Raw genomic sequence first — 19,255 nt, 5'->3', positions numbered from 1 at the left:
TACCACTTTGAGCTTTGTACGACTGAAGTCATGGGTTGTTCAGAGCATCCCTAAGGCCGCCCGTAGGGACGGCATTGAGTTGGTTAGCCGCTATTCCACGGGGGCAAATACCGGACCTCGGCCTAAATTCGGCACCAGTTCGGCGTACAGAGACTTTCGCCCGACTATGACCGCAAGCATCGGTCGCCCATCTCGACGTTTCGCTGATAAGCGCCTCCATTCCGATATGTCGAGATCAGAGGGATGAGGATCATCCTCCGGATGTGTGTGCCATTCGCCCAGATAGCGGACGATTCCGTGACTCGCAGTCCATCGAGCCAGGGCAATGGTCTCATGGCCAAATGGCATCCGCTCAAACAAGTAGCGGAATCGCTTGTCCCATGTCGTGGGAGTAGTTGCCTGCTCGATAATCATGTGGACTCCATGAACGGAACCGAGCAGGAGTCCGCCAGCTTCACAGTCGGTATCACTGACCTGGACATAGCGGCAGAAAGTCTCCAGAGTGGACTCCGAGAAATGCAGTAAAGCCCTCCTATCGGTAGTAGCCCAGGAGTTCATGAACCGCATATGGGGCAATCCCGGTCTATCAGCGGATCGCAATCGGGCGTGGCACTCTGATGTGTGTGGTCAATCAGTCTAGTCCGGAGTGCTGGGGAATAAACGCCGTTGACCCAGTCGAGTGTCATCTCGGCGCCTAGGCTAGCAGCCTGTACCGACACCGATGCCGGGAAAGGCACGTACAAACCTTCGCATCCATGTCCCGCCAAAATGGCAGGAAGAGAATCAACGGTGGAGCGGAGCTCACCTCTTCTGTTGCTGTGCCAAAGACATCGGTAGCACGCACCCGATGCATGTGGCCTCAGGAGTGCACGGACGGTGGTTCCCGGCCCCTCGATCCAGACCGAAAGCATAGGCATCGGAGCCGGATAGTGGCCACTTAGCCAATGCCCGAGAGATTCTTCGCCGGTGGCATCTATGAGCAGGTCCAGCTCCCCTAGTTGCGCTTGCCTGACATCTATCGGAAGTGCACGAACCGCGGCACCTGGTGCCAAGCGCTTGAGCTCCTTCGCCATGGCCTCTGCTTTGTTCAAAAGCAAGTCCGGAAACCCCAGGCGATGACGCCCGATGTTTTGCGGGAAAAGGCTGTCAAAATCTACTAACGTGAGTTTTCCGCCGCACGTCCCCGCGCCGGACTTAACCAGCATATCCGCCAGATATCCGCCAATTGTGCCGCATCCCACAACGGCTAGGTTCTTACCTGCAAGCGTCTTTGATTTTGGCACGTTCCGCTCAGCGATGTACCGATCGTCGATTCTCACTACTGAGATGGGCATCACCTCCAACCCATAGGTCGAATCCCTGCGATTCGCGTGCTTGTTCTTTTGGACCGGAGGTTGGCGGTCATAGAGAACCGCAAAAGCATACGTCATCAACGGAGATTCGATGACGATCAGTACACCGTTGGCCTTCTTCCTTTCCCCTTCCTTGATACGCTTGTGAATCTTGCGCCGGCAGCGAGGATCAAGGGTGCCTTGCCATGCCAAGATATCCCCAACTGTTTTGGGCGGCCAATGGCTGGTCAGAGGTCGGGGTTGAGCGACAGTCTTGACCCGGTAAGTCAGCACCGTTTTATCGCTGGCCTGGTAGCCGAGCGACTTCAGCTTCTCAGTTGTCCGATCTACGTTGTCGCTGATGAACCACAGTGTACTCCCATCGGCCTGCGCGACTATACAGTGCTGCCGACCTAGGTCTGCGCCCTGCATGTCCACGAAGCAAAGCCCGCCAGGCCAATAAGCGAAGAATTCTTCCGCAAGATCTTCAACCATCTCTCCTTTCAAGATTTTCTCGAACACGACGGCCGCGTGCTGTAGGCACGCAAGTGATTGTCCGACGGGATCGTAGATGTCCAGAACGACCGTACCCTTGGCGAGATAGCAAAGCCCGCCATCCGCGCCAAGATGAGGGACCGCTGCGGGCAGATCAGGCGGGATTTCCAGCAGCCGGATGCGAGGCAAGTCGAAGAGCGTAGGGTCGAGCTGAATCTCACACGGAAAGCCCTTGTCCGATTGGGGTGGGGTCAACCGTCCGTGCAGCCTGAACCAGCCGTCATCCGCTTTGCCAACAAACACGAAGCCTCGCTGCCCGAAGGCCTCGATCACGTCTGTGACCGATGTGGTGCTGCTCATCCAGCCTTCGTTCGACCGACTAGTTCGCTTGGACCGGGCGTCGCGGGTGCCGCGGCAATGGTGGCGGCGAGGGATACCACCTTTACCCGATCCGGTTCGTTCGGAAAGCGAGGGCCGAATTCGCCCTGCATCCAAATGCAGGCTTGTGAAGGGCTGCCAGCGTCGGTGGCTCCGCGAAGCACTTTCTCAAGTTCTTCAAACGACCTTGCCGCTTCTTCGACTCCGGATTTGCCAAGCCGCTCCGTGAACGACTCGGACTCATCCACGGGGTTGTTGACGCCCGCCCGCAACCGGGCTGGCAGTGCCGCGACGACATCCAGCAAGGCGAGATCATCCCGCCGCTCGCGCTTCTCAAACAGCGGGGCCGAAGCGGCCATCAACAGGATCGAAGCGGGCCCACCACTGGGCCACCTCCAATCACGGAAGGCCTTCAGGTAGCGCACCACGCGGCGGAACTGTTCCCCCTTGGCCTCTACTTCACCCAGGAACCACTCTTTCACAGGCCTCGGATCGGACGACATCCAATTGCATTCACGGTGGGCCAGCAGAACTCTGTCAGCAGGTAATGCTGTCCAGGCATCACGCTCCGCCTTGTTCACCGCATCCGTCAGCGAGTCAAAGCCATATCGCTCCATCGAAGCTTTGGAGAGCGTCTCAAACTCCTCGTCTGGAATGGCGTACAAAGGAATATCAATGTGGGCATACGAAGCAATAACGATGCGGATGCACGTCGGCTTGTCGGTGACGAGCGTCCAGCCCCGTTCATCGATCAGTGGCTTCAAAGCTTTTTCCGCGGCGGCAAAGAACACCGTCGCCGCGATGCTAGGGCGCTTTGTCTGTGAGACGAAACTCAATGGCAGATAGCAACCATCATCGATATCTGCCTGCTGTGGGTGTTGTGCCGGCGAGTTCAGCGTCTTGTATGCCCACGACCCTTGCGTAAAGAAGCGCGGCTGCGGCGCGGCCTCGGTGTAGCCGCTCGCCCGCAGGAAGCTGGGGACGCCGGTGCGCAGGCAGTTCCTGACATCGGTGCGTGCGCTGGCGATCCAGGTGCGTTGATCAGGCGTCAGGTCCAGCTGGTTATGCATGCAGGATTCGTCATCAACGGTGGTGAAGAAAAGTGGGCTTAGGTTCAGCATGTGGCCTCGGGAACATTTCTGTTGGGGCCGTGATAGAAGATCGGTGCGCCGGCCTGGTGCGCTCGAAACGGTTGGAAAAGAGGATCGCCGAGTGCACGCTGTACCGCGTGATTGCCGCGATCCTTGAGGGTATTCGTGGCGCCGATGGAAACCCTATCCAACGCCTTGACATCCTTGCTCTGATCAGGTGTCGCCTTGTCGTCGATCTGGAAGTAGTTATTCTCCAGCAGCTGCCGTAGCATGTAATCCACCGACGACTCCTGAGCGGAGATCACGAGGTCGAAGAGTCCTCCCCGCCACTTCCCGAATCCGCGGTCAAGGCTGGCGCCGCCGCGGACGGTTGCCCCGATGGTCATCGTGCCGATTGAGAGAACCCGAATCAGCGGATTCTGGTTCGGTGCCAGGAACGTCTTGACTTCGTGCAACCCGAACAGGCCGGGGGCGTTGCCAACCAGCCCCCCATCCGCGAAGACACCGCGGTCGTTGCGTGCCAGAGGAAAGTAGACGGGCGCGGCAGCGGTCGCCAACGCGACATCGACGATTTTCATCCGGTGATCGAGCTCAAAGGAAGGATGGTGTGGTGTTTTGAAGAACTGCCCCCGACCCGTCGAGCAGTTGACGGCCGGCACGAGAACACGATGCCTCAGGTCGCCGATCATGGTCCCTTGGAAGCGCTCGGTCAGCACTTCTCGTAATCCCGCTGAGTCATGCTTTGCGGTCAGCCAGAATCCTAGAATCCGCCGCGGCAGGCTGCGGCAACCAAAGATGCGGCTACCTTCGTCTTCGAATAATGCCTTGAGTTCGCTCGCTGGAATCTCCGCTGCCAGCCCCAAAGCTAACATCCCTCCTGCCGATGTGCCGCAAATCAGATCAAAATGCGAAGCGATAGGACGACCCAGTACGGCTTCAAGTTCGGCAAGAACCGTCGCCGTATAAAGGCTGCGATATCCTCCTCCTGACAGGGCGAGCACATGATAGGTTGGGATGTCTGTCATATTGTCTCAGCCTTTCGGGGGAAAGGGATCATTGCCATGGCTATCCTTGTCGCGGATACGTCCATCTGGACGATGGATAACGAGTTCGGACTTCTGGTTGCGTGCAATATCCCGCGCAGCGTTTATTGCCTGCTGCTGCGTGTCGTGCACAGAGGTTGCCCGCTGGCTGCCAGCACCCTTGACGGCCCAACCGTTTTGATGAGGAACAACATGTTGATTTTTTCTGGCCATGATGGTTCTCCTGCAGTGGAACTATTGAAGTCCCAGCCAGTCGGCTGGGTTGTCAATGGCCTCCTGTTGTAGCACAATGCGTTGCTCCTTCAGACAACAGAAAGGCCAAGCCAAAATAAACTGAAGTAGTTGTAAAACCTAATAACGTTGTTTGTATAGACAACAGCATATCAGAGTTGACGCCTGCCTGCAAATACACCGGTGGGTGCCATTGAAAGCAACGGGTTGGGGCGGAGTCGCGTAGCCGTCTCCCTTTCCGCAACCGCGAGGAGAAGAACGGATGACTCAAACAGGCTTGGGTGTCGCCCTTAAGACGCTGCGCGAACGTAGAACCCTTTCGCTACGGGAGATCGGCCAACTCTCTTCGGTGGATCATGCTTATGTCCACCGCTTGGAATCGGGCGAGAAGACCAATCCGTCGCCAGATCTAGTCGAAAAGCTACTTAGGGTTCTCAAACCTGGAGAGAGAGATGCCTCGCTGGTGATGTGGCTTGTTAAGCATGCGGAGGCTGATCCCCGTCTTGTCGAATTCGTGTTACAAGACCCCTCCATCAGCATTGATGTCTTTTCGACAGCAGCGGGCATGAGGCATCGAGGAAATACGAGGCCAGACCCCGCAACGCTGATTGCCCGAATAGAGAAGATATTCAAGGATGATGACGAGGACGACTGAACATGGATGAGATGCATGTCAGACAGAGAGCACGAGCCTTTGTTGCGGAGGTCGATATGTCCGACATCCGAACGGACCTGACGCCCTATGTCATAGCAGTCAACGCCAAGGTCAGGGAAGAGGAGCTTGGTGATGGGGAGTCCGGTTACACAATTACCAAGCCGAACGGGAAGCACATCATTACGGTGAACTCGCTGGAAACGGAAGAGCGTCAGCGATTTACGATCTGCCATGAGATAGCGCATATCGTGCTTGATCTGGAGTCGAGTCACGAAGAAGTGCCATCCTGGTCCTATGCCAAGCGACACCCGAACGAAATTGCCTGTGACACCTTCGCTGCCGAATTGCTGATGCCGTACCAGCAATGGCTCTCCGCTGTGCCCAAGGAAGAGCCCTCCTTGGATCTCATTCACCAAATGGCCGACCTTTTTGGCACATCATTCCCTGCAGCGGCGTCAAGGTTCGCCAGTCTCAGCGATTTGCCGTGTGCGTTCGTCACCATGGAGCGTGGTGCAGTGCGATATGCCGCACGCTCTACGGCATTGCGGCAAGCAGGAGCCTGGATACCTGCCAGGTCGGTAATTCCAGCAGGCTCCGTGGCTCACCGAATCCGCTCTTCAGGGGATAGCGCCACTGAGACGGGGGAAGTTTCGCAGGACGTCTGGTTCGACAACTGGGAAAAGGGGCTTCCCCTATACGAGATCTCCAGACACTACGCGCGGACCGATACCACCACCTCGCTGTTATGGTTCGACAGCGACGATCTGCCTGAGGTCGAAGTCAACCGTTTCGGTGCACGCATCGATGACGATGGCGGTTTGGCTGAACTCACGGGACAACTGCCGTGGCCAGGGCGTAGTAAGCGCCGTTAACAAAGGCCTCTGGTCTGCCACTCGTCTTACATCCTGCGCGGGAGATCGGCTCTGCGTGCTGAAATCACGCTGAAACAAGAAAACCCCGCCACCCCTTGACTGGGTTGTTCATAGCGACGGAGCCCGCGTTTCATCACCATCTCCCCACACACTACCGTGCGGGACGACATGCTCATGACAGGACACCGACTTGCCACGGCCACACTGTTGGCGCTGACTTTCATCGCACCGGGCTCCTGGGCTGATGCCGACGCCGAGCGCGCCATGCTCGCCCGTCTGCTCCACGAGATCGCACTCCTCGAATCCCTGATTGCGAGCAGCGAGGCCGAGGCGGACCCCGACGCCCGTATTCATTTCCAGTATGACTGGCTGCGCCAGGATCTGGAGCGGGTGCGCGCGGGTATCCAGGCGCACCTCGATGCCCCGCGGAATACGCCGCGCCCGGTGCCGCCGCTGCGCGGTGACTACCGGCAGTGATTGATGACACCGGCACAGACAGCGGCCTTCGAGGCCGGATCCGGCGCGACACCGGCAGCGCTTCTGCTCGCCATCGCCAGCGTGGTGCTGATCCTCGCGTTTATCTGGGTGATCTGGATCACCGTAGGCAGCTTCCGGGCCTGGCAGGACGGCCAGGCCAGCGTGTTCGACCTGCTCTGGGCAACCCTGCGCGCGAGCATCGTGTTGCTGGTCCTCGGCTTCTACCTGCGCTGAGCCTGGCGGTGTCCTTCCACTCTCATTCTTTTCCCACCTCGGAACACTGTATCCGCGCACTGTTGCGCCCATTCGGAGAACGCACCATGACCACACCCCGTCACCCTTCACGTTTTGCCGTCCTCGCGACCGCAGTCTGCCTGTCCCATCCATCCGCCTGGGCGGTGTTACCGACCCCGGTGGCACCCAGTACCGCGCCCGCCGCCGGAGACTGGATCGGCCTGATTGAAGGCTATATCAAGGACGGCGGCCTGGTCCTTGGCCTGGCGATTGCCGTGCTGGGCTTTCTCTGGGTCGCCTACCTGGCCTTCGCCAAGTTCAATGAAGCCCGTCAGGGCAAGGCCGAATGGGCCGAGGTGGGTGTGCTGGGGATTGTCGGCGCCATCGTGCTGATCTTCGCCAGCTACCTGCTTACCGAAGCGGCCGGTGTGATCTGAGTGGCACCCCTGGAAAGCCAGGACGTCCTCGCGGACCGGCTCAATGCGGAGCCGGTCATTTTTCGAGGCTGCTCCGCCAGCGAGTTGGGTGTCATCGTCGCCCTGGCTGCCGTGGTCTGGCTGCCACTCAGCCTGCTGCTGGCCTGGCTGGGTGGGGCGGTGACCATGGGCTTTGGTTTTGCGGGGATCGGCATTGTCGCCACGGTGCTCGGGGCCGCCAGTTTTTTTCAGCGCCTCAAACGCAATCGTCCCGATGGCTACTACCAGCAGCGCTGCGCGCTGTGGCTGGACCATAAAGGCCTTAAACGCGCACCGTTCATCAGCCGCAGCGGGACCTGGGATATCGGCAGGAGAGGGCATGTCACGCTACCGCTTCGCCATCGATAATGTCCAGGCCCACCTGCGCTCCCTGTGGCTGATCATCGGTCTGCAGATAATGGTGATTGCCGCGCTCTGCTACGGCTGGAGCCGGGCGCCCGAGCATCTGACGGTGCACATCCCGCCGGACCTGCGCTCCGGGGCCGTGCAGCACCACACCGAAGTACCCGCCGCCTCGGTCTACGCCTTCGCGTTCTACCTGTTTCAGCAGCTCAACCGCTGGCCGGAGGACGGCAGCCGCGATTACGGCCGCGCCATTTTTCGGATCGCCCCCTATGTCACACCCCGCTACCGCGCCGAGCTGCTGGCCAATCTGGACGAGAAGGGCCGCCGGGGTGAGCTTGCCTACCGCGTGCGCGCGCTGCAGGGCATCCCCGGCCTGGGTTATTCCGAAAACCGGGTCGACATTCTCGATAGCCAGACCTGGCAGGTCTGGCTGGATCTCGAACTGCTGGAGTCGGTTAAGGGCATGACCGTCAAGCGTACCCGGATCCGCTACCCCCTGCGGGTCGTGCGCTACGCCGTCGACCCGGAAGCCAATCCCTGGGGACTGGCCCTGGATGGTTTTGGGGCCGACGGCCCCCGTCGCCTCACCGACGCTGATCTTCTAGGGGGGGAACCCGCTCATGCAATCCAATAGTTTTCAAGGATCCTCCGTGTCCCGAATGGTTTTTCTTACCGCCATTATCTCGCTGTGTGGACTGCTACTGTTCAGCACCACGGCAGCCGCCGCACTGGACCCCGCCGAGCGTATCGTCTGGCGTAAAACCCCGATTACGCTGGAGCTCGGCGTTGGCCAGGAGCGCATGGTCCACTTCCCCGGCCCGGTGAGCGTGGGGATTCCGGGCGCCCTGCAGCATCGGCTGCGCATCCAGAGCAGTGGCGGCACCGTCTACTGGCTGGCCCAGCAGGCCTTTCCGCCAACCCGGATCCTGGTGCGGTCGCTGGATGACGGCCTGGTCTACCTTTTGGATGTGGCTGCGGCCCCGGAAGGCGGCAATGCCGCGCCGATGGAGATCAGCCTCCCACGACAACTGTCCCCTGCAACGCATGACGAACGCGCTACCGCTCCCGAGACCCAGGGTTACGTCAGCCTGACCCGCTTCGCCGCCCAGCAGCTGTATGCCCCCCAGCGCCTGCAGACGCCCTTGCCGGGCGTGGTCCGGGTGCCGGTGCCCGATGCACCCGTGCCGCTGGTACGCGGCGGTGCCATTGTCTCGACTCCCCTGGCCAGCTGGCGTAGCGGACACCGTTTTGTGACCATGGTACAGCTCAGCAATACCAGTCCCGAGGCGCAGGAGCTGCAGGCAGAGGCCCTGCGCGGTGCGTGGCTCGCCGCCACCTTCCAGCACCACCGGCTGCTGCCCGCAGGCGATGAGGCCGACCACACGGTGGTCTACCTGATCTCCGACCGTCCCTTCAGCCGCGTGTTTTAGGGGGGAGCCTGCCCATGTCCCACGCCGTCTCCAACCGCCTCCTGCCCCTGCTGGCCACCCTGGTGCTGCTGGTGCTTGGGGCCGTCACCCTTAAAACCTGTTCGGCTGAAAATGAGAACGGGCTGCTGCTGACCGGCGTGCCGACAGCCCCCGACCCGGATGCCGACACTCCGGCGGACACGATAAAAACCCTCACTGCCAATGTGGCGGCGATGACCACCGCCGTCACCGCCCTGCGCCAGGACAATGCTGAGTTGCGCAAGGAGAACCAGACCCTGATCAACAACCGCAGCCAGATCGAGGAGAACGTGGCCACCCGGCTGCGCCGTGAGCTGCTCAGCCGGGAGCAGGACGCGGACAACCAAGCCCGCCGCGATTCCGGTGTACTGCAGTCACTCACTCAGCGCGTCGATTCCCTGGCCGCCTCCCTCAATGAGGTGCAGGGCGCACAGCCGGATCAGGCCATGCCGGTCGGCCTCGGGCTGGAGGGGTTCGAGGGTCCCGGAGGCATTCCGGCAATAGAACCCACGCTGGTCTGGATCGCGCCGCTGGATGCCGAAACGGACCCTACAGCCTCCGGAGGTCTGGCCGGGGCGCGCCAGGCAGCGAGTGGTTACCTGGGGGATGCCCGTCGACACGGCGGTCAACTGGTCACGGACACCCGCGAGCGGGTCGAGGCCAGGCAGGACAGGCCGGTATACACCGTGCCGCGCAATGCCACCCTGATGGGATCGACCGCCATGACCGCCCTCGTGGGACGCATTCCTCTGCGCGGTCAGGTGCAGGACCCCATGCCGTTCAAGATCATTACCGGTGCCGACAACCTGGCTGCCAACGGACTCACGATCCCCGGCGTCCAGGGCATGATCTGGAGCGGTACCGCGGTGGGAGACTGGACCCTGTCCTGTGTGTCCGGTCGCCTGGAGGCGGTCACCTTCGTGTTTGATGACGGCACCATCCGCACCGTGGCCAGCGATGACGGGCAGGGGCAGGGGGGCCGTGATGAGCCACTGGGCTGGATCTCCGATGCCCAGGGCATTCCCTGCATCAGCGGCACCCGTAAAAGCAACGCCACCGCGTTTCTGGCGCAGCGCATCGGTGTGCAGGCGATGCAGGCCGCCGCCGATGCGGCCGCCGCCGCCGAAAACACCACGGTAATCACCAGCGCCGGTGGCACTACCGGCGGCGTCACCGGGGACGTCGGCGCCTATGTGCTGGGCAAAACCGTCGCCGGAGGCAGCGAGGAACTGGCGCAGTGGCTGCTCGAACGCCAGTCCCAGAGTTTTGACGCCGTGTTTGTTCCCGCCGGTATTACCGTGGCGATCCATGTGGATCGCGCCATTCCCATCGACTTTGAGCCCCAGGGCAGGAAACTGAGCCATGCATCCCTATCGTCCAGCCATGCTCCGCACACTCTCGATTAGTCTACTGCTGACCGGGTGTGCCGGCAGCAAGGAGACCATCCTGCCCCAGGATGGCGCGACCATGCGCGAGATCTATGACGCCCATGTCCAGATTACCGAAGGTGAGGCGCCGCGGCATCGCCAACTCGCAACACCACTGCGCCCGCCGGGACACCATGTCGCCGATCTCGGGCCCGCCGCCCGGGCTGACCACCAGGACCTTAACACCCGCTTTATGCGCGTGCCCAACCCGACGCTGGTGATGTATATCTTTCCGCACCTGGCGGGTATTCATCGCGTTCCGGTGCCGGGCTATTCCACTGTGTTTCCCCTCTACGAGCGGCCGGAATATGCCCTGCCGGGTGAGCACGCGGTGGATGCCCCATGAGCGGTTTCTCTGCCCGCCAGGGAATACCCGCTCAGGACGCAGGGTCGAACCCGGGAGAGCCATCGCGCCCGAGGGCACCGGCGCCACTGACCCACCGGGACGTGCAGGCGCTCTATCAGCGCCCCCCGTCCTTCACGCCCTTTTTGCCCTGGGTGGAATACCTGCCGGACAGCCAGTGTTTTCTATTGGAGGACGGGGTCAGCGTCGGTGCCCTGTTCGACCTGACCCCGGTCGGTACGGAGGCACGCACCGGCCCGTTCATGGTGGCTCTACGCGATGCCATCCAGACCGCGCTCAGCGAGGCCTTGCCGGAACGCGACGATGGCCCCTGGGTGTTGCAGCTCTACGTGCAGGATGAGCCCAGCCTCGACAGTCTGGTTCAGTCACTGAAACACTACCCGGCGCCGTCCGTCCGCGAGCACGCCTACTCACGTTTCTATCAGGCGCTGATGCAGAACCACTGCGCACGCCTCTGTGCGCCGGGCGGGCTGTTTGTCGACACCGCACTCACCGGCAGTCCCTGGCGTGGCCAGATCCGGCGGGTGCGGGCGGTGCTGTACCGCCGTCAGACCGCGCGCCACCGACCAACCAACCCCTATGAGGCCGAGGCGGAACTGAACCAGGTGGCCACCCAGCTGACCGCCGCACTGGCGGCGGCGGGTATCCGTACCCGGCGGTCCTCCGGCATCGACCTGTATCGCTGGCTGCTCCCCTGGTTCAACCCCGGCGAGAGATCTACCGATGCCACCGGCGCGTTATTACGCAGCCTGGGCGATGCATCTGAAGACGCCGAACTACCCTACGGCCATGACTTTGCCGAAACCCTGACCTTGTCCCTGCCGTACTCGGACTCGACGTCCGCCACCTGGTGGTTCGATGGCCTGCCCCATACCGTGATCAGCATCCAGGGCCTGCGTCGGGCACCGGAGATCGGTCATATGACGGCGGAGCGCGCTGCCGGGGATCATCTGTTTTCCGTCTTTGACCGGCTGCCGGAACACACGGTGATGGTGCTGACCCTGACCGCCAAACCCCAGGACGCCACCCGCAATCATGTGGCGCTGGTCAAACGCGCCGCCGTGGGGGATTCCGCCGAGGCCGCACTGACCCGGGAGGATGCCACTCGGGTGGAGCGGGAGATGGCCGCAGGCAACAAGCTCTATCCGCTGGGCATGGCCTTCTACGTGCGCGGTGATTCACCGGACAATCTGCGGGAGCGGGTCAACCAGCTGCACGCCCTGCTGCTGGCCAACGGCCTGCAACCGATAGGCCGCGAGGGCGATCTGCTGGGGCTGGACAGCTACCTGCGCAACCTGCCCATGGCCTACGATCCTGCCTTCGATCGTAAAAGCCGCCGCTCGCGGCTGGTGTTTTCCCGGCACATCGCCAACCTGTTGCCGGTTTACGGACGCTCCCGCGGCACTGGTCATCCCGGGCTCGTGTTCTTCAATCGCGGGGCGGAACCGCTGGTGTTTGATCCCCTGCACCCGGACGATCGCAAGAAAAATGCCCACATGCTCATACTGGGGCCCACCGGGGCGGGCAAGTCGGCCCTGCTGGTCTACCTGCTGCAGCAGATGATGGCCATTCACCGCCCCCGCATTTTCATCATCGAGGCGGGTGGGTCTTTCACCCTGCTGGGGCAGCATTTTAAACACCACGGTATCAGTGTGAATCAGGTGACCCTGAACCCCGGCTCCGATGTCAGCCTGCCGCCCTTTGCCGATGCCTTGACCCTGCTGGACCGGGAGCGCCGGATCCGGCTCGCCACCGACCCCGAGGCGATCCCTGAGAGTGAGGACGACGAGGAGGGCGGTGAGAGCCCCGGCCGCGATGTGTTGGGAGAAATGGAAATTGCCGCGCGCATCATGATCACCGGCGGTGATGAGCGCGAGGATGCCCGCATGACCAGGGCCGATCGCCTGCTGATCCGTAACGCGATCCTGCTGGCCGCGAAAACCGTCTCCCGGCGCGGCGGGGACCAGGTGCTGACCCGCGATGTGGTCGCAGCGCTGAACGCCCAGGGTCAGGAACCCACCCTGCCCGATCACCGCCGTCACCGCGCCACGGAAATGGCCGATGGCATGGCGCTGTTCTGCTCGGGGCTCGCGGGCGACTTCTTCGACCGCCCCGGCTCCCCCTGGCCCGAGGTGGATGTCACGCTGGTGGAGATGGGAGTGTTGGCACGAGAAGGCTATGAGGACCAGCTGACGGTGGCCTACACCGCGATGATGAGCCACATCAACCAGCTGGTGGAGCGCCACCAGAGCGACGGTCGCCCGACCCTGGTGGTGACCGATGAGGGCCACATCATCACCACCAATCCTCTGCTGGCCCGTTACGTCGTAAAAATCACCAAGATGTGGCGCAAGCTCGGGGCCTGGTTCTGGATCGCCACCCAGAACCTGGAGGATTTCCCGGACGCCTCCCGGCGCATGCTCAACATGATGGAGTGGTGGCTGTGTCTGGTCATGCCCAAGGAGGAGGTGGAGCAGATCGCGCGCTTCCGGGATCTGACCGCCGAACAGCGCAGCCTGTTGCTGTCGGCCCGCAAGGAACCGGGCAAGTATGTTGAAGGCGTGGTCCTGTCGGACCAGCTGGAGGGGCTGTTCAGGAACGTCCCCCCACCCCTGTCCCTGGCCCTGGCCATGACCGAAAAACACGAGAAAGCCGAACGGGCCCAGATCATGCGCGAGCAGGGGTGTTCCGAACTGGAGGCCGCCCACATCGTGGCTGAGCGGTTGGAGGGCCGCCCTGGTGGCTAGGCTGAATTACACTGCGCCCACCCAACCCGGCAGCCACGTCCGGCACAGGCCCATCGTCGTGCTGGTGGCATGGCTGGCATGGCTGACAATCCTGTTGACGTCTCCGTTCAGTGTTGCGGAACCGCGCTATCAGGTGGAGCTGTTTACCACCGCCGCGCATCCGCCTCCCGCGCATCACAACGCAACGGGCGAGGACATCCAGCTGACCGTCTATGACCTGGACGGTCTCGCACGCCTGAACGCCATCCTGTCCCACCAGCTGCCGCCCCAGCAGTCGGCGGCGAAGGCGATGGCAGCAACACGGCTCGCTGCGCTGACCGAACGCCAGCAGGCGGACCTACGCTCGACCGCCACGGGGTTGTTGGCTGCCCAGCGCTACGGACTGACCCGCTACCCGGCGATGGTGATCAATGGCGAGGCGGTCTTTTACGGACTGACCGACCCCACAGAGGCCGTCCGTCAGTATCAACGCTGGCGCGGGGAGGCCGAGTTGTGAGGGCTACCATCCTGCTCGCCACACTCCTGCTGACCCTGCACTGGCCGCAGGGCAGTCAGGCTGCGTCCCTGTCCACCGCCGGGATCGTGGCGCAGACCAGCAATGCGGCATTCGCGTGCATGCAGTGGCGCCCGGTGGGCCTGTGTTTCTGGCTGGAATGCGATCTTTTAAGTTGCACCGTCAACTCCTCACTCAAGGTGGGACACTACAACCCGGACCTGGTCGTCAGCGCCTACAATGTTTTAGGGGGTAATCCCTGGTCCGAGATGCGCGCCACCCTCGGTGCCGCTCAGCGCGCCGCCGCCCAGGGGCTTCTGGGGCGCCTGCTACCAGTCCCCGTGGACAGCGCGGGTAACCGCACGGAGGGCACCCACAACCGTCTGGATCACCGCAACCTGTTATTCAGGGAGACCGATGCCATCGGCCATCCCCTGACCCTGCTGCCGGATGTGGGCGGGGCGGGCGGACTGGTCTGCCCCTCCCAGGCCACGCCCTTCGTGCCATATTTTCAGTCGGGGGTGAATGCCCTGGCCTGGCGGCTGGAGGTCCCGGAAATGCTCTATCCCGCCAGCCTGATCCCGGGCCTGCGCGAGGTGGGCCACTGGCCGCTGCAGACTTGGGGCGGCCTTTATCCGCGCACCGGCTGGACCACCCAGTCTGAAGAACCCAAGGGCGCGGCGATCAACGCCCAGCGCGCGGGGGATATTGTCACTCGCACCGGCCAGCCTCACGTCTATCTGCCCCTGCAGGGACCCTTTACCCCTGACATGCGTGTGTGGCCGCCGGGCCCGCTGGTGGAAGGCAATGCCCGCACCGGCACCTGGCAGATGCTGGCACCCCGCGCCGAATCCAGCTGCGCGGTGTTCGGCACCAATGATCTCTTCAGTGCCGTCGGCTGGGGCGGTGGTCGTGTCGATCCCGGCGGAGATTACGGCTGGACCCTGTGGCGTCCCTACCAGTGCTGCCAGCGCGAGGGACAGATCTTCATTACCGATATCAACTGGACGGGGTACCCATGATGCGACGGCTTCCTCCCAGGACAACACAGGGCGCAATCGCCGGACTGCTCCTGCTGCCGCTGCTGGCGTCGCCCGCCTTAAAAGCCGCAGAAGGCCCCACCGAAGACAGCTTCTGGTACTACGAGATTGGCGGTGCCCAGCCCGTGTCACCGCCGCCCAACCCGCTGGTCAGCTCGGTCACCCTGGGTGGTTCGGCCCAACTGGGTCTGGGCTATAGCTGTGCCAAGTTCGATCCCCTGCTGGCGGTGACCCACACCCTGAACAATATCAAATCGGGCGTGGATGACATGATGAATGCGATGACCGCAGCGGCATCCTCGGCCATCGCCGCGCTGCCCGCCCTGATCCTGCAGCGCGCCAACCCCGGGCTCTATGACCTGTTCCAGAATGCCCTGTTAAAAGCCGAAGAGACCATGAAACTTGCCACTAAGAGCTGCGAGCAGATGGAGGCGGAGATTGCCAAGGGCAAAAATCCCTACGCGGACCTGATCACCCTATCAAAAGGCAACGACTGGAAAGTGCAGATGGGCATTGGCTCCAATGATGCGGTCAGCGCCAAGGAGGCGGTGGAATCCGCCAATGGGGACAACGGCGTGCCCTGGATTGGGGGCCAGGCCGGTGGGTCTGGCCAGCCGGTCCTGCGCTTTACCGGCGATCTGGTCCAGGCCGGGTACAACATCAACCTGAACCGGCCCATCACCGAAACCGCCCCGGTGCCCGCCAGCGACGCCACCCGCCTGTCGGAAATCTGGGGCTCGCCTACAGAAGCCCGTGACTGGGTGGTCGCGGTGGTGGGGGAGAACATCGTGACCACCTGCGATACCTGCCGTAAAGACAGTATCCCCGGCACCGGCCTTCTGCCCACCCTGTACCGGGAATCGGCCGAAGTGACAGTCGACCTGCAGGCGCTGGTGGCGGGGGATATCCCCCCCACAAGAACCAACCTCAACGACGTCACCGCCCCCGGGGTCGCCGTCACCCGCCAGGTCATCGAGGCCATCCGCGAGATGCCCGCCACCGAACAGGCCCTGATCACCAGCCGGCTGGTGGCCGAGATCAGCACCGCCCGCACCGTGGAAAAGGCACTCTACGCCCGTCGCCTGCTGCATTCCGGACGTCAGGTCCCCGAGGTCTATGCCACCGAGGTCGCGCGCCAGCACGCGGACACCGCCATTGCCGAACTCGACAAGGAAATCGAGAGCCTCCTGTTTGAAACCCGTGTGCGCCGCGAGGTGGTCTCTGAAACCGTCACTGTTCTCCTGCAGCGCGCCGCAGCCCGTCGTCAGTCCGCCCTGGATATCCCGCAGGTGGCTCCTCGTGATACAAGACCGCTGAGTCATGGTCGTGTCCAGTAACCCGCAACACCGGCGCCGCGCCTGGCTGGTGGGCAGTCTTCTAGTGACCTTCCTCGCCGCCCTGGGTATCGGCCTGCTGCTCTGGCAGGCCGTGGCCCTGAGTTCGCTGGCGACCATTGCGCAGCGTGTCAGCGAAGCCAAACCGCTGCTGGGGGCAGTGCGCCTTGGCCTGATCGCACTGCTGGCCCTCCTGTGGCCCTGTCTCAGCGATTGGCTATGCAAAAAGCGGCATAGCTCATTATCCAAAGCCGAGTCCAATCGCCTCCGCTGGCGGGTCGTCGGTTGGCTGCTGGCCATCGAGCTGCTGATCGGCCAGAACCTGCTACATCACCTTGCCGCATTCGCTGGTGCCAGTCCGTGAGTGTCGACAGCTATCTGGAACTGTTTACCACGCTCTTCGGCTGGGCGTTCTATGGGGTGTTGTGGGATGTGCTGGTCAGTACAGGGATCGTCTACCTACCGTTTTTGGCGATCTTGATCGATAACTGGCGCGAGCCCGCCCAGGGTGGCGAATTCGGCTCGGTGACCGGACTCTCCCTGCGCCGTATGGAGATCGATCTGTTCATCGCCCTGCTGGTGGTGGTGCTGGCGGGCCAGCCCGCAGCCCTGACACCGCTCAATGCCAGCACACTCAGCTATGTACCCCAGCCGACCGCGGCGGATCCCACACCAATCACCGCGACCACAACCGAGTCCCAGAGCACCTACGGCATTACCGGCTTTACCGGCTCCCCGGCCACGGTCAACCTGCCGGTGTGGTGGTACGCCGTGCTCTCCATGTCCTCGGGCATGAATCATGCCGTGATCGCAGGCCTCCCCGCCGCCAGCGACCTGCGTACCTACGAGCAGCAGGCACGCCTGGCCACCATCACGGACCCCCGGTTGCGCCAGGCCGTCAGCGATTTTTTCAGTCACTGCTATATCCCGGCACGCTCAAGATATCAGTCAGCTCAACCGGCAACACCGGGGATCACGGCCCTGCTGGATACCTACGGCGATGACGATCCGGACTGGTTGGGGTCCCATGTCTATCGGCAGACCCCGGGCTACTATGACGAGCTGCGCCCCCCAAAGCAGATCCCGGGCTGGTCGTACAGTGCGCTGCGCGATACGGAATATGATCCCGCCGATCCACCGGAGTGGGGCAAGCCCACCTGTAAGCAATGGTGGGAGGAGGGCAACGAAGGTTTACGCCAGCAGTTGATCAATGCGGCGGACGCCACGGCGGGCGGGCTTTCCGGGCTGGTGGTCAACATTGCGCCAGGTTTGGCGAGTGAACAGCAACAGGATGCCGTCGCCCGTACTGTGCTCACCAACGCGCCCCCGATCTGGTCCAGCAACGACCTGGTGGCGGGCAATACGGCCAACACAGGCTGGCTGGCCACAGCGGAGAATCTGGTGAAGGGCGGCCTTGCCGCAGGCGGGGTGGTCACCGCCTCAGGCCTGTTTGCCGTCACCATGACCGCGGTCCTGCAGGCCCTGCCCATGGTGCAGGCTTTGTTGCTGCTCAGCATCTATGCCCTGCTGCCCATGATCGTCGTGCTATCGCGCTACTCCATTGCCATGATGGTCACCGGTGCCATGGCGATCTTCACCGTTAAGTTCTGGACCGTACTGTGGTATCTGGCGATGTGGGTGGATCAGAACCTGATTGGCGCCATGTACCCTGACGCCAATACGTTTTTGCTCATCTTCGCCAATCCCGGCGAACACGATGCCAAGCGCATGCTGCTCAACATGATCACCACGAGTCTCTATCTGGGATTACCACTCCTCTGGAGCGGTATGATGGCTTGGGTTGGAATTCACGTTGGGCGGGCAATAAGCGCTGCCTCCACTATCCTGGCGCTTCCCGGTGAGAATTCTGGGAAGCAGGGGGCGGCTATCGGTAAATCAGCTGTGAGCCGTGCAGGCAGGCGGTAGATACACTAATCACGCTCATACCAGCCAAAGGGGTCGGTGCCCGCGTCAAGGCGGCCAGTGCGGTAGTTGAGTATACCATGGAAATCAGAGTCATGCTGCCGCGGATCATCGTCCGGTAGCTCTGCCGATGCAGCCGAATAGCCGATAAATCGCCACACTGCTTTGAGAACAGCGAAAACCACCTGGAACGGCGCTTCTTTCATTGCGTCCACCCCGACCTTCGTGAAATACGATTTTATAAGTGTAGGTCCGATGTCTTGTGTTTTCCAGTGCGGCAAGGGATTTGAACGGCGCTCAAGATAAAGGGCAAATAGTTGAGTTTCCGTGGCAATCTGAGATCTTAGCTCCCACGCGTGTGATTGACATCACATCCCGTGTTAGCGGATCGATTGGTGTCTGGTATAGTCCATCGATGACGGCAGCGCGAACGGCAGCTCGCGACCGAGGCTGTGTGAAAAGTCCTATGTTATGATTAGTCGTCCGGCTCAGGGATTGGGGGAGCGATTAGATGAGTGGATTCATTCGCGGTGAAAGTCGACAACAGTCGGCTTTATTTCCCGAAAGTCTCGACGACTATATTTCTGAAGATAATCCGGCCGGGCTTCTGGATGCATTTGTAGATTCTCTGAACCTCGGCGCACTGGGTTTTGATCGAGTTAAACCTGCCCCTACTGGTCGTCCGGCATATCACCCTTCGATCCTCCTTAAAATCTACATCTATGGGTATTTAAATCGCATTCAGTCGAGTCGACGCCTTGAACGGGAAACCCAGCGCAATATCGAATTAATTTGGCTAAGGATACTCTGAATAAGTCTGGAATTTTGCGATAATACGCCATGCCCCAACC

22 protein-coding genes and 1 pseudogene are annotated in these 19,255 nt (G+C 61.8%); 17 read left to right on the top strand and 6 right to left on the bottom strand.

Translation table 11 applies throughout. From position 1 onward, the window contains the following. Positions 1-90: 90 nt before the first annotated feature. The 5 genes from AACZ17_RS16925 to AACZ17_RS16905 are packed head-to-tail and all read right to left on the bottom strand — an operon-like array spanning position 91 to position 4,551. A complete protein-coding gene (locus AACZ17_RS16925; RefSeq protein ID WP_290747037.1) occupies positions 91-558 on the bottom strand; it encodes a Mov34/MPN/PAD-1 family protein in 468 nt (155 codons plus the stop codon). Further along, a complete protein-coding gene (locus AACZ17_RS16920; protein ID WP_290746975.1) occupies positions 555-2,186 on the bottom strand; it encodes a ThiF family adenylyltransferase in 1,632 nt (543 codons plus the stop codon). Before AACZ17_RS16920 ends, AACZ17_RS16925 begins: the two co-directional genes overlap by 4 nt. After that, positions 2,183-3,325, bottom strand: coding sequence for a CBASS cGAMP synthase (locus AACZ17_RS16915; RefSeq protein WP_290746978.1), 1,143 nt, complete (start codon positions 3,323-3,325; stop codon positions 2,183-2,185). The genes AACZ17_RS16920 and AACZ17_RS16915 overlap by 4 nt, the downstream gene beginning before the upstream one ends. Then, positions 3,319-4,320 carry a CBASS cGAMP-activated phospholipase gene (locus AACZ17_RS16910; RefSeq protein WP_290746981.1) on the bottom strand — a complete coding sequence of 334 codons (1,002 nt, stop codon included), beginning with the start codon at positions 4,318-4,320 and terminating at the stop codon, positions 3,319-3,321. Before AACZ17_RS16910 ends, AACZ17_RS16915 begins: the two co-directional genes overlap by 7 nt. Positions 4,321-4,326: 6 nt before the next feature. Beyond that, a complete protein-coding gene (locus AACZ17_RS16905; RefSeq protein ID WP_290746984.1) occupies positions 4,327-4,551 on the bottom strand; it encodes a DUF2188 domain-containing protein in 225 nt (74 codons plus the stop codon). Between the two features lie 280 nt (positions 4,552-4,831). On the opposite strand from AACZ17_RS16905, the gene AACZ17_RS16900 reads away from it, so the two are divergent. From AACZ17_RS16900 to AACZ17_RS16825, 16 genes are all read left to right on the top strand, one after another. Then, positions 4,832-5,224 carry a helix-turn-helix transcriptional regulator gene (locus AACZ17_RS16900; protein ID WP_290746987.1) on the top strand — a complete coding sequence of 131 codons (393 nt, stop codon included), beginning with the start codon at positions 4,832-4,834 and terminating at the stop codon, positions 5,222-5,224. A gap of 2 nt (positions 5,225-5,226) precedes the next feature. Continuing rightward, on the top strand, positions 5,227-6,096 hold the full coding sequence (locus tag AACZ17_RS16895) for an ImmA/IrrE family metallo-endopeptidase (protein WP_290746990.1): 870 nt from the start codon (positions 5,227-5,229) through the stop codon (positions 6,094-6,096). 174 nt (positions 6,097-6,270) lie between these two features. After that, positions 6,271-6,573: an RAQPRD family integrative conjugative element protein gene (locus AACZ17_RS16890; protein WP_290746993.1), complete on the top strand. Its 303-nt coding sequence runs from the start codon at positions 6,271-6,273 to the stop codon at positions 6,571-6,573. Positions 6,574-6,576: 3 nt separating this feature from the next. Then, the gene (locus tag AACZ17_RS16885; protein WP_290746998.1) at positions 6,577-6,807 is read left to right on the top strand and encodes a TIGR03758 family integrating conjugative element protein; all 231 of its coding nucleotides are present in this window, start codon (positions 6,577-6,579) and stop codon (positions 6,805-6,807) included. Positions 6,808-6,893: 86 nt separating this feature from the next. Continuing rightward, positions 6,894-7,244, top strand: a complete 351-nt coding sequence (locus AACZ17_RS16880; RefSeq protein ID WP_290747001.1) for a TIGR03745 family integrating conjugative element membrane protein — start codon at positions 6,894-6,896, stop codon at positions 7,242-7,244. Next, complete coding sequence (locus AACZ17_RS16875; RefSeq protein WP_290747005.1) at positions 7,245-7,631, top strand: TIGR03750 family conjugal transfer protein; 387 nt, start codon at positions 7,245-7,247, stop codon at positions 7,629-7,631. Then, a complete protein-coding gene (locus AACZ17_RS16870; RefSeq protein ID WP_290747007.1) occupies positions 7,603-8,262 on the top strand; it encodes a TIGR03746 family integrating conjugative element protein in 660 nt (219 codons plus the stop codon). Before AACZ17_RS16875 ends, AACZ17_RS16870 begins: the two co-directional genes overlap by 29 nt. Positions 8,263-8,287: 25 nt before the next feature. Then, on the top strand, positions 8,288-9,058 hold the full coding sequence (locus AACZ17_RS16865; RefSeq protein WP_290747041.1) for a TIGR03749 family integrating conjugative element protein: 771 nt from the start codon (positions 8,288-8,290) through the stop codon (positions 9,056-9,058). Positions 9,059-9,072: 14 nt separating this feature from the next. Further along, a complete protein-coding gene (locus AACZ17_RS16860; RefSeq protein ID WP_290747010.1) occupies positions 9,073-10,482 on the top strand; it encodes a TIGR03752 family integrating conjugative element protein in 1,410 nt (469 codons plus the stop codon). After that, the gene (locus AACZ17_RS16855) at positions 10,439-10,849 is read left to right on the top strand and encodes a TIGR03751 family conjugal transfer lipoprotein (RefSeq protein ID WP_290747012.1); all 411 of its coding nucleotides are present in this window, start codon (positions 10,439-10,441) and stop codon (positions 10,847-10,849) included. Before AACZ17_RS16860 ends, AACZ17_RS16855 begins: the two co-directional genes overlap by 44 nt. After that, complete coding sequence (locus AACZ17_RS16850; RefSeq protein ID WP_339638983.1) at positions 10,846-13,614, top strand: conjugative transfer ATPase; 2,769 nt, start codon at positions 10,846-10,848, stop codon at positions 13,612-13,614. Before AACZ17_RS16855 ends, AACZ17_RS16850 begins: the two co-directional genes overlap by 4 nt. Next, positions 13,607-14,110, top strand: a complete 504-nt coding sequence (locus tag AACZ17_RS16845; RefSeq protein WP_290747019.1) for a TIGR03757 family integrating conjugative element protein — start codon at positions 13,607-13,609, stop codon at positions 14,108-14,110. The genes AACZ17_RS16850 and AACZ17_RS16845 overlap by 8 nt, the downstream gene beginning before the upstream one ends. After that, positions 14,107-15,129: a TIGR03756 family integrating conjugative element protein gene (locus tag AACZ17_RS16840; RefSeq protein WP_290747022.1), complete on the top strand. Its 1,023-nt coding sequence runs from the start codon at positions 14,107-14,109 to the stop codon at positions 15,127-15,129. The genes AACZ17_RS16845 and AACZ17_RS16840 overlap by 4 nt, the downstream gene beginning before the upstream one ends. Continuing rightward, positions 15,126-16,484: an integrating conjugative element protein gene (locus tag AACZ17_RS16835; RefSeq protein ID WP_290747026.1), complete on the top strand. Its 1,359-nt coding sequence runs from the start codon at positions 15,126-15,128 to the stop codon at positions 16,482-16,484. Before AACZ17_RS16840 ends, AACZ17_RS16835 begins: the two co-directional genes overlap by 4 nt. Then, on the top strand, positions 16,468-16,845 hold the full coding sequence (locus AACZ17_RS16830) for a hypothetical protein (protein WP_290747028.1): 378 nt from the start codon (positions 16,468-16,470) through the stop codon (positions 16,843-16,845). The genes AACZ17_RS16835 and AACZ17_RS16830 overlap by 17 nt, the downstream gene beginning before the upstream one ends. Continuing rightward, entirely contained in the window at positions 16,842-18,407 is a 1,566-nt protein-coding gene (locus AACZ17_RS16825; protein WP_290747031.1) for a conjugal transfer protein TraG N-terminal domain-containing protein, read from the top strand. Before AACZ17_RS16830 ends, AACZ17_RS16825 begins: the two co-directional genes overlap by 4 nt. Before the next feature lie 5 nt (positions 18,408-18,412). Here AACZ17_RS16825 and AACZ17_RS16820 read toward each other — a convergent pair whose 3' ends face one another. Then, positions 18,413-18,610: a hypothetical protein gene (locus AACZ17_RS16820; protein ID WP_290747034.1), complete on the bottom strand. Its 198-nt coding sequence runs from the start codon at positions 18,608-18,610 to the stop codon at positions 18,413-18,415. Between the two features lie 305 nt (positions 18,611-18,915). On the opposite strand from AACZ17_RS16820, the pseudogene AACZ17_RS16815 reads away from it, so the two are divergent. Then, positions 18,916-19,203, top strand: a pseudogene (locus AACZ17_RS16815) (transposase); the annotation flags it as partial. Positions 19,204-19,255 lie beyond the last annotated feature (52 nt).

The sequence above is a fragment of the uncultured Haliea sp. genome, from assembly GCF_963973825.1.
In the GTDB taxonomy this organism is placed as follows: domain Bacteria; phylum Pseudomonadota; class Gammaproteobacteria; order Pseudomonadales; family Halieaceae; genus Haliea.
The sequence above is the reverse complement of the archived record's forward strand: the minus strand, read 5'-3'. Positions and strand labels throughout refer to the sequence as shown.

What these genes read in the sequence shown, in the direction of transcription:
- AACZ17_RS16910 (WP_290746981.1), bottom strand. Translation starts at nt 4,320, where the DNA reads ATGACAGACATCCCAACCTATCATGTGCTCGCCCTGTCAGGAGGAGGA.
- AACZ17_RS16830 (WP_290747028.1), top strand. Translation starts at nt 16,468, where the DNA reads ATGGTCGTGTCCAGTAACCCGCAACACCGGCGCCGCGCCTGGCTGGTG.
- AACZ17_RS16880 (WP_290747001.1), top strand. Translation starts at nt 6,894, where the DNA reads ATGACCACACCCCGTCACCCTTCACGTTTTGCCGTCCTCGCGACCGCA.
- AACZ17_RS16925 (WP_290747037.1), bottom strand. Translation starts at nt 558, where the DNA reads ATGAACTCCTGGGCTACTACCGATAGGAGGGCTTTACTGCATTTCTCG.
- AACZ17_RS16870 (WP_290747007.1), top strand. Translation starts at nt 7,603, where the DNA reads ATGTCACGCTACCGCTTCGCCATCGATAATGTCCAGGCCCACCTGCGC.
- AACZ17_RS16905 (WP_290746984.1), bottom strand. Translation starts at nt 4,551, where the DNA reads ATGGCCAGAAAAAATCAACATGTTGTTCCTCATCAAAACGGTTGGGCC.
- AACZ17_RS16915 (WP_290746978.1), bottom strand. Translation starts at nt 3,325, where the DNA reads ATGCTGAACCTAAGCCCACTTTTCTTCACCACCGTTGATGACGAATCC.
- AACZ17_RS16820 (WP_290747034.1), bottom strand. Translation starts at nt 18,610, where the DNA reads ATGAAAGAAGCGCCGTTCCAGGTGGTTTTCGCTGTTCTCAAAGCAGTG.
- AACZ17_RS16850 (WP_339638983.1), top strand. Translation starts at nt 10,846, where the DNA reads ATGAGCGGTTTCTCTGCCCGCCAGGGAATACCCGCTCAGGACGCAGGG.
- AACZ17_RS16865 (WP_290747041.1), top strand. Translation starts at nt 8,288, where the DNA reads ATGGTTTTTCTTACCGCCATTATCTCGCTGTGTGGACTGCTACTGTTC.
- AACZ17_RS16895 (WP_290746990.1), top strand. Translation starts at nt 5,227, where the DNA reads ATGGATGAGATGCATGTCAGACAGAGAGCACGAGCCTTTGTTGCGGAG.
- AACZ17_RS16900 (WP_290746987.1), top strand. Translation starts at nt 4,832, where the DNA reads ATGACTCAAACAGGCTTGGGTGTCGCCCTTAAGACGCTGCGCGAACGT.
- AACZ17_RS16855 (WP_290747012.1), top strand. Translation starts at nt 10,439, where the DNA reads ATGCATCCCTATCGTCCAGCCATGCTCCGCACACTCTCGATTAGTCTA.
- AACZ17_RS16920 (WP_290746975.1), bottom strand. Translation starts at nt 2,186, where the DNA reads ATGAGCAGCACCACATCGGTCACAGACGTGATCGAGGCCTTCGGGCAG.
- AACZ17_RS16885 (WP_290746998.1), top strand. Translation starts at nt 6,577, where the DNA reads ATGACACCGGCACAGACAGCGGCCTTCGAGGCCGGATCCGGCGCGACA.
- AACZ17_RS16860 (WP_290747010.1), top strand. Translation starts at nt 9,073, where the DNA reads ATGTCCCACGCCGTCTCCAACCGCCTCCTGCCCCTGCTGGCCACCCTG.
- AACZ17_RS16890 (WP_290746993.1), top strand. Translation starts at nt 6,271, where the DNA reads ATGACAGGACACCGACTTGCCACGGCCACACTGTTGGCGCTGACTTTC.
- AACZ17_RS16835 (WP_290747026.1), top strand. Translation starts at nt 15,126, where the DNA reads ATGATGCGACGGCTTCCTCCCAGGACAACACAGGGCGCAATCGCCGGA.